2 protein-coding genes, 11 tRNA genes and 6 rRNA genes are annotated in these 13,774 nt (G+C 48.2%); all 19 read right to left on the bottom strand.

Annotated elements, in window-relative coordinates; translation table 11 throughout:
* A 5S ribosomal RNA gene (gene rrf, locus SJW71_RS00005) occupies positions 1–109 on the bottom strand.
* 188 nt (positions 110–297) lie between these two features.
* Positions 298–3,225, bottom strand: a 23S ribosomal RNA gene (locus SJW71_RS00010).
* An 87-nt stretch (positions 3,226–3,312) separates the two neighbouring features.
* Positions 3,313–3,388, bottom strand: a tRNA-Ala gene (locus tag SJW71_RS00015).
* A 12-nt stretch (positions 3,389–3,400) separates the two neighbouring features.
* Positions 3,401–3,477: transfer RNA gene (locus SJW71_RS00020), tRNA-Ile, on the bottom strand.
* Between the two features lie 94 nt (positions 3,478–3,571).
* Positions 3,572–5,123, bottom strand: a 16S ribosomal RNA gene (locus tag SJW71_RS00025).
* 143 nt (positions 5,124–5,266) lie between these two features.
* Positions 5,267–5,342, bottom strand: a tRNA-Ala gene (locus SJW71_RS00030).
* A 14-nt stretch (positions 5,343–5,356) separates the two neighbouring features.
* Positions 5,357–5,433, bottom strand: a tRNA-Pro gene (locus tag SJW71_RS00035).
* A 10-nt stretch (positions 5,434–5,443) separates the two neighbouring features.
* Positions 5,444–5,520: transfer RNA gene (locus tag SJW71_RS00040), tRNA-Arg, on the bottom strand.
* A 7-nt stretch (positions 5,521–5,527) separates the two neighbouring features.
* A tRNA-Leu gene (locus SJW71_RS00045) sits at positions 5,528–5,616 on the bottom strand.
* A gap of 5 nt (positions 5,617–5,621) precedes the next feature.
* A tRNA-Gly gene (locus SJW71_RS00050) sits at positions 5,622–5,696 on the bottom strand.
* 36 nt (positions 5,697–5,732) lie between these two features.
* Positions 5,733–5,817, bottom strand: a tRNA-Leu gene (locus SJW71_RS00055).
* Between the two features lie 17 nt (positions 5,818–5,834).
* Positions 5,835–5,910: transfer RNA gene (locus SJW71_RS00060), tRNA-Lys, on the bottom strand.
* Positions 5,911–5,917: 7 nt separating this feature from the next.
* Positions 5,918–5,993: transfer RNA gene (locus SJW71_RS00065), tRNA-Thr, on the bottom strand.
* A gap of 3 nt (positions 5,994–5,996) precedes the next feature.
* Positions 5,997–6,072, bottom strand: a tRNA-Val gene (locus tag SJW71_RS00070).
* 10 nt (positions 6,073–6,082) lie between these two features.
* Positions 6,083–6,198 (bottom strand): 5S ribosomal RNA (gene rrf, locus SJW71_RS00075).
* Between the two features lie 114 nt (positions 6,199–6,312).
* Positions 6,313–9,240 (bottom strand): 23S ribosomal RNA (locus SJW71_RS00080).
* 180 nt (positions 9,241–9,420) lie between these two features.
* Positions 9,421–10,973: ribosomal RNA gene (locus SJW71_RS00085) — 16S ribosomal RNA — on the bottom strand.
* The 16S, 23S and 5S rRNA genes sit together here with 11 tRNA genes alongside, the layout of an rRNA operon.
* A gap of 738 nt (positions 10,974–11,711) precedes the next feature.
* Complete coding sequence (locus SJW71_RS00090; RefSeq protein ID WP_274795190.1) at positions 11,712–11,993, bottom strand: hypothetical protein; 282 nt, start codon at positions 11,991–11,993, stop codon at positions 11,712–11,714.
* Between the two features lie 196 nt (positions 11,994–12,189).
* Positions 12,190–13,692 (bottom strand): lysine--tRNA ligase, encoded by a 1,503-nt coding sequence (gene lysS / locus SJW71_RS00095; RefSeq protein WP_274795189.1) that lies wholly within the window; start codon positions 13,690–13,692, stop codon positions 12,190–12,192.
* Positions 13,693–13,774: the final 82 nt, after the last annotated feature.

The raw sequence follows: 13,774 nt of genomic DNA on the forward strand, positions 1-13,774 counted from the left end.
GACGTCCTACTCTCACAGGGGGAAGCCCCCAACTACCATCGGCGCTAAAGAGCTTAACTTCCGTGTTCGGTATGGGAACGGGTGTGACCTCTTTGCCATCATCACTAGACTATGTTCGACCTTCAATACACGGCGTATTACTGCGTCAGCTGCTCTCGCTCAATCAGTCACGTACAATAGTACGCTCCCTCAATCACTCGATTGCTTCCTTGTTCTACTTGTGTCTTGAAGCTCTCATTTTTGAAAGTATTGTTCTTTCAAAACTGGATAAACGGTGCATTGACTGCTTCAAACAATTTGGTTAAGTCCTCGATCGATTAGTATTCGTCAGCTCCATGTGTCACCACACTTCCACCTCGAACCTATCTACCTCATCGTCTTTGAGGGATCTTACTTACTTGCGTAATGGGAAATCTCATCTTGAGGGGGGCTTCATGCTTAGATGCTTTCAGCACTTATCCCGTCCACACATAGCTACCCAGCGATGCCTTTGGCAAGACAACTGGTACACCAGCGGTGTGTCCATCCCGGTCCTCTCGTACTAAGGACAGCTCCTCTCAAATTTCCTACGCCCACGACGGATAGGGACCGAACTGTCTCACGACGTTCTGAACCCAGCTCGCGTACCGCTTTAATGGGCGAACAGCCCAACCCTTGGGACCGACTACAGCCCCAGGATGCGATGAGCCGACATCGAGGTGCCAAACCTCCCCGTCGATGTGGACTCTTGGGGGAGATAAGCCTGTTATCCCCGGGGTAGCTTTTATCCGTTGAGCGATGGCCCTTCCATGCGGAACCACCGGATCACTAAGCCCGTCTTTCGACCCTGCTCGACTTGTAGGTCTCGCAGTCAAGCTCCCTTGTGCCTTTACACTCTACGAATGATTTCCAACCATTCTGAGGGAACCTTTGGGCGCCTCCGTTACCTTTTAGGAGGCGACCGCCCCAGTCAAACTGTCCGCCTGACACTGTCTCCTGCCCCGCTAAGGGGCATGGGTTAGAATTTCAATACAACCAGGGTAGTATCCCACCGACGCCTCCTTCGAAGCTGGCGCTCCGAGATCTCTGGCTCCTACCTATCCTGTACAAGTTGTACCAAAATTCAATATCAGGCTACAGTAAAGCTCCACGGGGTCTTTCCGTCCTGTCGCGGGTAACCTGCATCTTCACAGGTACTATAATTTCACCGAGTCTCTCGTTGAGACAGTGCCCAGATCGTTACGCCTTTCGTGCGGGTCGGAACTTACCCGACAAGGAATTTCGCTACCTTAGGACCGTTATAGTTACGGCCGCCGTTTACTGGGGCTTCAATTCGCAGCTTCGCTTGCGCTAACCACTCCTCTTAACCTTCCAGCACCGGGCAGGCGTCAGCCCCTATACGTCACCTTACGGTTTTGCAGAGACCTGTGTTTTTGCTAAACAGTCGCCTGGGCCTATTCACTGCGGCTCTCATGCGCTTGCACGCTCAAGAGCACCCCTTCTCCCGAAGTTACGGGGTCATTTTGCCGAGTTCCTTAACGAGAGTTCTCTCGCACACCTTAGGATTCTCTCCTCGACTACCTGTGTCGGTTTGCGGTACGGGCACCTCTCACCTCGATAGAGGCTTTTCTTGGCAGTGTGAAATCAGGAACTTCGTCCATACGGACTCGCCATCACAGCTCAACGTTACAGTGTGCGGATTTGCCTACACACACGCCTTACTGCTTGGACGCGCATAACCAACAGCGCGCTTACCCTATCCTACTGCGTCCCCCCATTTCTCAAACGGTGAGGAGGTGGTACAGGAATATCAACCTGTTGTCCATCGCCTACGCCTGTCGGCCTCGGCTTAGGTCCCGACTAACCCTGAGCGGACGAGCCTTCCTCAGGAAACCTTAGTCATACGGTGGACGGGATTCTCACCCGTCTTTCGCTACTCATACCGGCATTCTCACTTCTAAGCGCTCCACCAGTCCTTCCGGTCTGACTTCAACGCACTTAGAACGCTCTCCTACCACTGACATCGTAGATGTCAATCCACAGCTTCGGTGAATCGTTTAGCCCCGATACATTTTCGGCGCAGCGTCACTCGACCAGTGAGCTATTACGCACTCTTTAAATGATGGCTGCTTCTAAGCCAACATCCTGGTTGTCTGTGCAACGCCACATCCTTTTCCACTTAACGATTACTTTGGGACCTTAGCTGGTGGTCTGGGCTGTTTCCCTTTTGACTACGGATCTTATCACTCGCAGTCTGACTCCCGTGTATAAATATCTGGCATTCGGAGTTTGTCTGAATTCGGTAAACCGGGATGGCCCCCTAGTCCAAACAGTGCTCTACCTCCAGTATTCTCATCACGAGGCTAGCCCTAAAGCTATTTCGGAGAGAACCAGCTATCTCCAAGTTCGATTGGAATTTCTCCGCTACCCACACCTCATCCCCGCACTTTTCAACGTGCGTGGGTTCGGGCCTCCAGTAAGTGTTACCTTACCTTCACCCTGGACATGGGTAGATCACCTGGTTTCGGGTCTACGACCACGTACTATTTCGCCCTATTCAGACTCGCTTTCGCTGCGGCTCCGCCTTCTAAAGCTTAACCTTGCACGTAATCGTAACTCGCCGGTTCATTCTACAAAAGGCACGCTATCACCCATTAACGGGCTCTAACTACTTGTAGGCACACGGTTTCAGGATCTCTTTCACTCCCCTTCCGGGGTGCTTTTCACCTTTCCCTCACGGTACTGGTTCACTATCGGTCACTAGGTAGTATTTAGCCTTGGGAGATGGTCCTCCCGGATTCCGACGGAATTTCACGTGTTCCGCCGTACTCAGGATCCACTCAGGAGAGAACGAACTTTCGACTACAGGGCTTTTACCTGCTCTGGCGGACCTTTCCAAGTCGCTTCATCTAACTCGCTCTTTTGTAACTCCGTATAGAGTGTCCTACAACCCCAAGAGGCAAGCCTCTTGGTTTGGGCTCTTCCCGTTTCGCTCGCCGCTACTCAGGGAATCGATTTTTCTTTCTCTTCCTCCAGGTACTTAGATGTTTCAGTTCCCTGGGTCTGCCTTCAAGACGCTATGTATTCACGTCAAGATACTACGCGATTAAACGTAGTGGGTTCCCCCATTCGGAAATCTCCGGATCAAAGCTCACTTACAGCTCCCCGAAGCATATCGGTGTTAGTGCCGTCCTTCTTCGGCTCCTAGTGCCAAGGCATTCGCCGTGCGCCCTTAATAACTTAACCAAGTTATTAAGCCTATAAAAAACTTAAAAAATAAATGTGTTTGTTACAATTTCAATGTCGTTTTATCCAGTTTTCAAAGAACAAAATTGGTGGAGCCTAGCGGGATCGAACCGCTGACCTCCTGCGTGCAAGGCAGGCGCTCTCCCAGCTGAGCTAAGGCCCCAAGAGGTATATATGGTGGGCCTAAATGGACTCGAACCATCGACCTCACGCTTATCAGGCGTGCGCTCTAACCAGCTGAGCTATAGGCCCTCTTGGAAGTTTTATAATATTTCATAAACCTTCAAAACTGAACGCAAAACGTAATCTTACAAACCCAAGGTTTGTATTCCGAAATAATCCTTAGAAAGGAGGTGATCCAGCCGCACCTTCCGATACGGCTACCTTGTTACGACTTCACCCCAATCATCTATCCCACCTTCGGCGGCTGGCTCCAAAAGGTTACCTCACCGACTTCGGGTGTTACAAACTCTCGTGGTGTGACGGGCGGTGTGTACAAGGCCCGGGAACGTATTCACCGCGGCATGCTGATCCGCGATTACTAGCGATTCCGGCTTCATGTAGGCGAGTTGCAGCCTACAATCCGAACTGAGAACGACTTTATCGGATTAGCTCCCTCTCGCGAGTTGGCAACCGTTTGTATCGTCCATTGTAGCACGTGTGTAGCCCAGGTCATAAGGGGCATGATGATTTGACGTCATCCCCACCTTCCTCCGGTTTGTCACCGGCAGTCACCTTAGAGTGCCCAACTAAATGATGGCAACTAAGATCAAGGGTTGCGCTCGTTGCGGGACTTAACCCAACATCTCACGACACGAGCTGACGACAACCATGCACCACCTGTCACCGTTGCCCCCGAAGGGGAAACTATATCTCTACAGTGGTCAACGGGATGTCAAGACCTGGTAAGGTTCTTCGCGTTGCTTCGAATTAAACCACATGCTCCACCGCTTGTGCGGGCCCCCGTCAATTCCTTTGAGTTTCAGTCTTGCGACCGTACTCCCCAGGCGGAGTGCTTAATGCGTTAGCTGCAGCACTAAGGGGCGGAAACCCCCTAACACTTAGCACTCATCGTTTACGGCGTGGACTACCAGGGTATCTAATCCTGTTTGCTCCCCACGCTTTCGCGCCTCAGCGTCAGTTACAGACCAGAAAGTCGCCTTCGCCACTGGTGTTCCTCCAAATCTCTACGCATTTCACCGCTACACTTGGAATTCCACTTTCCTCTTCTGCACTCAAGTCCCCCAGTTTCCAATGACCCTCCACGGTTGAGCCGTGGGCTTTCACATCAGACTTAAAGGACCGCCTGCGCGCGCTTTACGCCCAATAATTCCGGACAACGCTTGCCACCTACGTATTACCGCGGCTGCTGGCACGTAGTTAGCCGTGGCTTTCTAATAAGGTACCGTCAAGGTACAGCCAGTTACTACTGTACTTGTTCTTCCCTTACAACAGAGTTTTACGATCCGAAAACCTTCTTCACTCACGCGGCGTTGCTCCATCAGGCTTTCGCCCATTGTGGAAGATTCCCTACTGCTGCCTCCCGTAGGAGTCTGGGCCGTGTCTCAGTCCCAGTGTGGCCGATCACCCTCTCAGGTCGGCTACGCATCGTCGCCTTGGTGAGCCGTTACCTCACCAACTAGCTAATGCGCCGCGGGCCCATCTTATAGCGACAGCCGAAACCGTCTTTCAGTGTTCCACCATGAGGTGGAACAGATTATTCGGTATTAGCCCCGGTTTCCCGGAGTTATCCCAAACTATAAGGTAGGTTGCCCACGTGTTACTCACCCGTCCGCCGCTAACGTCAAAGGAGCAAGCTCCTTCTCTGTTCGCTCGACTTGCATGTATTAGGCACGCCGCCAGCGTTCGTCCTGAGCCAGGATCAAACTCTCCATAAAAGAAATTTGATTAGCTCAAATTGTTTTGCTGGCATCAATTTTGATGTCCAAAATTTTGTTTCGTTCACTAGCCGAAACTAGTTACTTAAAACTTTATTGATTACGTTTTGCTTGTTCAGTTTTCAAGGTTCATTTAATTGAATTGGTGGAGCCTAGCGGGATCGAACCGCTGACCTCCTGCGTGCAAGGCAGGCGCTCTCCCAGCTGAGCTAAGGCCCCATAAATTTAGGAAATGGTCGGGAAGACAGGATTCGAACCTGCGACCCCTTGGTCCCAAACCAAGTGCTCTACCAAGCTGAGCTACTTCCCGTTCGTTCTTTTGGCGCGCCCGACAGGAGTCGAACCCATAACCTTCTGATCCGTAGTCAGACGCTCTATCCAATTGAGCTACGGGCGCATAATAATGGTGCCGAGGACCGGAATCGAACCGGTACGGTAGTCACCTACCGCAGGATTTTAAGTCCTGTGCGTCTGCCAGTTCCGCCACCCCGGCACATTTGGAGCGGAAGACGAGGTTCGAACTCGCGACCCCCACCTTGGCAAGGTGGTGTTCTACCACTGAACTACTTCCGCATGTGCATAAGTTTTTTTATCTGGCAATGAAAATAATGGTGCGGGTGAAGGGAGTCGAACCCCCACGCCTTGCGGCGCTAGATCCTAAGTCTAGTGCGTCTGCCAATTCCGCCACACCCGCTTATTATTATTTCAAAATGGTGAGCCATGAAGGACTCGAACCTTCGACCCTCTGATTAAAAGTCAGATGCTCTACCAACTGAGCTAATGGCTCGAAAAAATGGTGCCGGCTATAGGAATCGAACCCACGACCTACTGATTACAAGTCAGTTGCTCTACCTGCTGAGCTAAACCGGCATATGGTGGAGGATGACGGGCTCGAACCGCCGACCCCCTGCTTGTAAGGCAGGTGCTCTCCCAGCTGAGCTAATCCTCCTGGGTATTATGCCTAGCGACGTCCTACTCTCGCAGGGGGAAGCCCCCAACTACCATCGGCGCTAAAGAGCTTAACTTCCGTGTTCGGTATGGGAACGGGTGTGACCTCTTTGCCATCATCACTAGACTTTTTAAAAGACAAGATTTATTATAACATATTTCGTTATAAATACAAGCTTTTTTTAAAACTTTCTTGTTCTTTCAAAACTGGATAAACGGTGCATTGACTGCTTCAAACAATTTGGTTAAGTCCTCGATCGATTAGTATTCGTCAGCTCCATGTGTCACCACACTTCCACCTCGAACCTATCTACCTCATCGTCTTTGAGGGATCTTACTTACTTGCGTAATGGGAAATCTCATCTTGAGGGGGGCTTCATGCTTAGATGCTTTCAGCACTTATCCCGTCCACACATAGCTACCCAGCGATGCCTTTGGCAAGACAACTGGTACACCAGCGGTGTGTCCATCCCGGTCCTCTCGTACTAAGGACAGCTCCTCTCAAATTTCCTACGCCCACGACGGATAGGGACCGAACTGTCTCACGACGTTCTGAACCCAGCTCGCGTACCGCTTTAATGGGCGAACAGCCCAACCCTTGGGACCGACTACAGCCCCAGGATGCGATGAGCCGACATCGAGGTGCCAAACCTCCCCGTCGATGTGGACTCTTGGGGGAGATAAGCCTGTTATCCCCGGGGTAGCTTTTATCCGTTGAGCGATGGCCCTTCCATGCGGAACCACCGGATCACTAAGCCCGTCTTTCGACCCTGCTCGACTTGTAGGTCTCGCAGTCAAGCTCCCTTGTGCCTTTACACTCTACGAATGATTTCCAACCATTCTGAGGGAACCTTTGGGCGCCTCCGTTACCTTTTAGGAGGCGACCGCCCCAGTCAAACTGTCCGCCTGACACTGTCTCCTGCCCCGCTAAGGGGCATGGGTTAGAATTTCAATACAACCAGGGTAGTATCCCACCGACGCCTCCTTCGAAGCTGGCGCTCCGAGATCTCTGGCTCCTACCTATCCTGTACAAGTTGTACCAAAATTCAATATCAGGCTACAGTAAAGCTCCACGGGGTCTTTCCGTCCTGTCGCGGGTAACCTGCATCTTCACAGGTACTATAATTTCACCGAGTCTCTCGTTGAGACAGTGCCCAGATCGTTACGCCTTTCGTGCGGGTCGGAACTTACCCGACAAGGAATTTCGCTACCTTAGGACCGTTATAGTTACGGCCGCCGTTTACTGGGGCTTCAATTCGCAGCTTCGCTTGCGCTAACCACTCCTCTTAACCTTCCAGCACCGGGCAGGCGTCAGCCCCTATACGTCACCTTACGGTTTTGCAGAGACCTGTGTTTTTGCTAAACAGTCGCCTGGGCCTATTCACTGCGGCTCTCATGCGCTTGCACGCTCAAGAGCACCCCTTCTCCCGAAGTTACGGGGTCATTTTGCCGAGTTCCTTAACGAGAGTTCTCTCGCACACCTTAGGATTCTCTCCTCGACTACCTGTGTCGGTTTGCGGTACGGGCACCTCTCACCTCGATAGAGGCTTTTCTTGGCAGTGTGAAATCAGGAACTTCGTCCATACGGACTCGCCATCACAGCTCAACGTTACAGTGTGCGGATTTGCCTACACACACGCCTTACTGCTTGGACGCGCATAACCAACAGCGCGCTTACCCTATCCTACTGCGTCCCCCCATTTCTCAAACGGTGAGGAGGTGGTACAGGAATATCAACCTGTTGTCCATCGCCTACGCCTGTCGGCCTCGGCTTAGGTCCCGACTAACCCTGAGCGGACGAGCCTTCCTCAGGAAACCTTAGTCATACGGTGGACGGGATTCTCACCCGTCTTTCGCTACTCATACCGGCATTCTCACTTCTAAGCGCTCCACCAGTCCTTCCGGTCTGACTTCAACGCACTTAGAACGCTCTCCTACCACTGACATCGTAGATGTCAATCCACAGCTTCGGTGAATCGTTTAGCCCCGATACATTTTCGGCGCAGCGTCACTCGACCAGTGAGCTATTACGCACTCTTTAAATGATGGCTGCTTCTAAGCCAACATCCTGGTTGTCTGTGCAACGCCACATCCTTTTCCACTTAACGATTACTTTGGGACCTTAGCTGGTGGTCTGGGCTGTTTCCCTTTTGACTACGGATCTTATCACTCGCAGTCTGACTCCCGTGTATAAATATCTGGCATTCGGAGTTTGTCTGAATTCGGTAAACCGGGATGGCCCCCTAGTCCAAACAGTGCTCTACCTCCAGTATTCTCATCACGAGGCTAGCCCTAAAGCTATTTCGGAGAGAACCAGCTATCTCCAAGTTCGATTGGAATTTCTCCGCTACCCACACCTCATCCCCGCACTTTTCAACGTGCGTGGGTTCGGGCCTCCAGTAAGTGTTACCTTACCTTCACCCTGGACATGGGTAGATCACCTGGTTTCGGGTCTACGACCACGTACTATTTCGCCCTATTCAGACTCGCTTTCGCTGCGGCTCCGCCTTCTAAAGCTTAACCTTGCACGTAATCGTAACTCGCCGGTTCATTCTACAAAAGGCACGCTATCACCCATTAACGGGCTCTAACTACTTGTAGGCACACGGTTTCAGGATCTCTTTCACTCCCCTTCCGGGGTGCTTTTCACCTTTCCCTCACGGTACTGGTTCACTATCGGTCACTAGGTAGTATTTAGCCTTGGGAGATGGTCCTCCCGGATTCCGACGGAATTTCACGTGTTCCGCCGTACTCAGGATCCACTCAGGAGAGAACGAACTTTCGACTACAGGGCTTTTACCTGCTCTGGCGGACCTTTCCAAGTCGCTTCATCTAACTCGCTCTTTTGTAACTCCGTATAGAGTGTCCTACAACCCCAAGAGGCAAGCCTCTTGGTTTGGGCTCTTCCCGTTTCGCTCGCCGCTACTCAGGGAATCGATTTTTCTTTCTCTTCCTCCAGGTACTTAGATGTTTCAGTTCCCTGGGTCTGCCTTCAAGACGCTATGTATTCACGTCAAGATACTACGCGATTAAACGTAGTGGGTTCCCCCATTCGGAAATCTCCGGATCAAAGCTCACTTACAGCTCCCCGAAGCATATCGGTGTTAGTGCCGTCCTTCTTCGGCTCCTAGTGCCAAGGCATTCGCCGTGCGCCCTTAATAACTTAACCAAGTTATTAAGCCTATAAAAAACTTAAAAAATAAATGTGTTTGTTACAATTTCAATGTCGTTTTATCCAGTTTTCAAAGAACAAGTTTTGAAGTATTTCATTCGGAAGAATGAACCTTCAAAACTGAACGCAAAACGTAATCTTACAAACCCAAGGTTTGTATTCCGAAATAATCCTTAGAAAGGAGGTGATCCAGCCGCACCTTCCGATACGGCTACCTTGTTACGACTTCACCCCAATCATCTATCCCACCTTCGGCGGCTGGCTCCAAAAGGTTACCTCACCGACTTCGGGTGTTACAAACTCTCGTGGTGTGACGGGCGGTGTGTACAAGGCCCGGGAACGTATTCACCGCGGCATGCTGATCCGCGATTACTAGCGATTCCGGCTTCATGTAGGCGAGTTGCAGCCTACAATCCGAACTGAGAACGACTTTATCGGATTAGCTCCCTCTCGCGAGTTGGCAACCGTTTGTATCGTCCATTGTAGCACGTGTGTAGCCCAGGTCATAAGGGGCATGATGATTTGACGTCATCCCCACCTTCCTCCGGTTTGTCACCGGCAGTCACCTTAGAGTGCCCAACTAAATGATGGCAACTAAGATCAAGGGTTGCGCTCGTTGCGGGACTTAACCCAACATCTCACGACACGAGCTGACGACAACCATGCACCACCTGTCACCGTTGCCCCCGAAGGGGAAACTATATCTCTACAGTGGTCAACGGGATGTCAAGACCTGGTAAGGTTCTTCGCGTTGCTTCGAATTAAACCACATGCTCCACCGCTTGTGCGGGCCCCCGTCAATTCCTTTGAGTTTCAGTCTTGCGACCGTACTCCCCAGGCGGAGTGCTTAATGCGTTAGCTGCAGCACTAAGGGGCGGAAACCCCCTAACACTTAGCACTCATCGTTTACGGCGTGGACTACCAGGGTATCTAATCCTGTTTGCTCCCCACGCTTTCGCGCCTCAGCGTCAGTTACAGACCAGAAAGTCGCCTTCGCCACTGGTGTTCCTCCAAATCTCTACGCATTTCACCGCTACACTTGGAATTCCACTTTCCTCTTCTGCACTCAAGTCCCCCAGTTTCCAATGACCCTCCACGGTTGAGCCGTGGGCTTTCACATCAGACTTAAAGGACCGCCTGCGCGCGCTTTACGCCCAATAATTCCGGACAACGCTTGCCACCTACGTATTACCGCGGCTGCTGGCACGTAGTTAGCCGTGGCTTTCTAATAAGGTACCGTCAAGGTACAGCCAGTTACTACTGTACTTGTTCTTCCCTTACAACAGAGTTTTACGATCCGAAAACCTTCTTCACTCACGCGGCGTTGCTCCATCAGGCTTTCGCCCATTGTGGAAGATTCCCTACTGCTGCCTCCCGTAGGAGTCTGGGCCGTGTCTCAGTCCCAGTGTGGCCGATCACCCTCTCAGGTCGGCTACGCATCGTCGCCTTGGTGAGCCGTTACCTCACCAACTAGCTAATGCGCCGCGGGCCCATCTTATAGCGACAGCGAGATGCCGTCTTTCAGTGTTCCACCATGAGGTGGAACAGATTATTCGGTATTAGCCCCGGTTTCCCGGAGTTATCCCAAACTATAAGGTAGGTTGCCCACGTGTTACTCACCCGTCCGCCGCTAACGTCAAAGGAGCAAGCTCCTTCTCTGTTCGCTCGACTTGCATGTATTAGGCACGCCGCCAGCGTTCGTCCTGAGCCAGGATCAAACTCTCCATAAAAAGAAATTTGATTAGCTCAAATTGTTTTGCTGGCATCAATTTTGATGTCCAAAATTTTGTTTTGTTCACTAGCCGAAACTAGTTACTTAAAACTTTATTGATTACGTTTTGCTTGTTCAGTTTTCAAGGTTCATTTTGTTAACCATCTCATCGACAGCAACTTTTAAATTATAACATATTTCGTTTTTCGTTGTCAACATCTTTTTTAAAAAGTTTTTAAGTCCGAAGAGACAACTCTTAAACTATATCATAATCATTTTCGTAAGTCAACATCTTTTTCATCTAAATTTCTTTGATGTTGTTTCTTGCATCGTCTTAACGACAAGTAATAATTTATCATGTTAACTTAGACATCGCAAGTGTTTTTTTAAACAAAATCTACTTTATTTAAAAATAACGAATTAATAAGCTATTTTACGCATTTACGAGAATACGGAAATTATATATTCTCCTTTGCCCACTTAATTATTTGTTTTACTATACATCTCTTTCTTTCAAATCACAACATTTTATCCTACTATTTTTCAAATCAAAAGTGCATTACAGTTTACTATATAAGAAAACCTCTAGAAAACTAAAGGCTTTCGATAGAGCAAATGTTATTGTGTCGTTCATTTCATACAAACTTTTTTCATTCAAGGCAACAACGTATTTACATGTACACGTTTTATATGTACCGTATCGAAAATAAGCGCTAAAGTGCTTTTACTACACTTTAGCGCTTATTTCTATTATGTCCTATTTTAAATCGTCACTTTGAGGATCAACTATATTTAAGCACCATAAGAAATTATCCCAAGCGGAATACCAGCCACTGAAAATTTCCGACGAATCATCCCAACGCACGTCGAATTTCTTCTGACCGTCTATCTCCACTAAATATAATGTAAGGTTTTCGTCTTTCTTAGCCACTACTAATTTCATACCATGCTCAAGTTCTTCTTCAGTAAATGGAACATCAGAAACTGATCGTAATTGTGCCTGTTCAAACACTTGTTTGTTAATAATTTTGTAATTCATTATAAGCCCCCAATAAAATACTTCTTTTTTTACTTAGTAATTTAAAAAACATAGAACTATAAAAGTATAACCTAAATTTAATCAACCTTTAAACAACTTAATTTTTTTCAAAGCATAAAAAAAGAGAACCCACTTATCCCGTGAATTCTCCTCTTTATTTATTTCTTTTGTTTTATTGCTCTATGAAAAAAACCAACTACTTTGTAATATGGCGCATTGTTGGGAACAATAATACGTCACGAATTGATGGTGAATTTGTAAGGAGCATAATTAAACGGTCAATACCGATTCCTAAACCACCTGTTGGAGGCATACCGTATTCCAACGCTTCAATGAAATCATTGTCCATTTCATGTGCCTCATCGTTACCTGCCGCTTTTTCTGCTAATTGTGCTTCAAAACGTTGGCGTTGGTCGATAGGATCATTTAGCTCTGTGAAGGCATTTGCATGCTCACGACGAACGATAAATAACTCAAAGCGATCTGTGAAACGCTCGTCCTCTGGATTTTTCTTCGCTAGAGGAGAGATTTCTACTGGGTGGCCATATACAAATGTAGGTTGTACAAGTGTCTCTTCTACCTTTTGTTCAAAGAATTCATTGATAATATGACCTACTTCATGAACATCTTTTACTTCTACTCCATGCTCTTTAGCAAGTGTTTGAGCTTGTTCTTTTGTCATTGGCTGCCAGAAGTCCACACCAGTTGCCTCTTTTACAGCGTCTACCATATGAACTCGTTTCCAGCCTACTGCAAGGTTGATCTCATCTTCTCCATATTGAACCGTTGTTGTACCAAGCACTTCTTGAGCAACATGTGCAATAAGGTTTTCAGTTAGAGACATGATATCTTGATAATCAGCATATGCTTCATATAGCTCAATCATTGTAAACTCTGGATTGTGACGTGTAGAGATTCCTTCGTTACGGAACACACGACCAATTTCGTAAACCTTTTCTAAACCACCAACTATTAAACGTTTTAAATGCAATTCGATGGCGATTCGCATATATAATTCCATATCAAGTGCATTATGATGCGTAATAAATGGACGAGCAGCTGCGCCACCAGCAATTGTATGAAGCATTGGTGTTTCTACTTCTAAATATCCAGCGTTATCTAAATAATTTCGGATTGCACGGATAATTTTAGAACGAGTGATAAACGTTTTTTTGCTATCTTCATTTGTCATTAGATCTAAATAACGTTGGCGATAACGTTGCTCAACATCCTGTAAGCCGTGGAATTTCTCCGGCATAGGACGTAAAGCTTTTGTAAGGAATGTGAAGTCCTCAGCTTTTACTGAAAGCTCTCCAACTTGCGTACGGAATACATTTCCACGTACACCTACGATATCCCCTAAGTCAGCCTGTTTAAACAACTCATATGCTTCTTCACCTACATGATCTTGGCGAACATAAATTTGGATTTGTCCTGCTAAATCTTGAATATGGGCAAAACCAGCTTTTCCTTTACCGCGTTTCGTCATAATACGTCCCGCAATAATCACCTCTTGAAGGTTTTCTTCAAGTTGTTCTTTTGTTTGGTCTGCAAATTGTTCACGTACTTCTGCAGATAAATGTGTACGCTCAAAACGGCTTCCAAATGGATCTTGTCCGTTTTCTAGTATCGTCGTCATTTTTTGGCGTCTCACCAATAGCTGATCATTTAATTCTTCTATATTTGACACTTGTTTCACTCCTTAAGTAAATTGTCCGTGTTTACGTCCATAATATTTCTATTGTACACAATTTTAGTGCTGTAATCATCTCTTTCAGTTT

The organism is Lysinibacillus sp. FW12, assembly GCF_050817245.1.
GTDB lineage: Bacteria > Bacillota > Bacilli > Bacillales_A > Planococcaceae > Lysinibacillus > Lysinibacillus irui.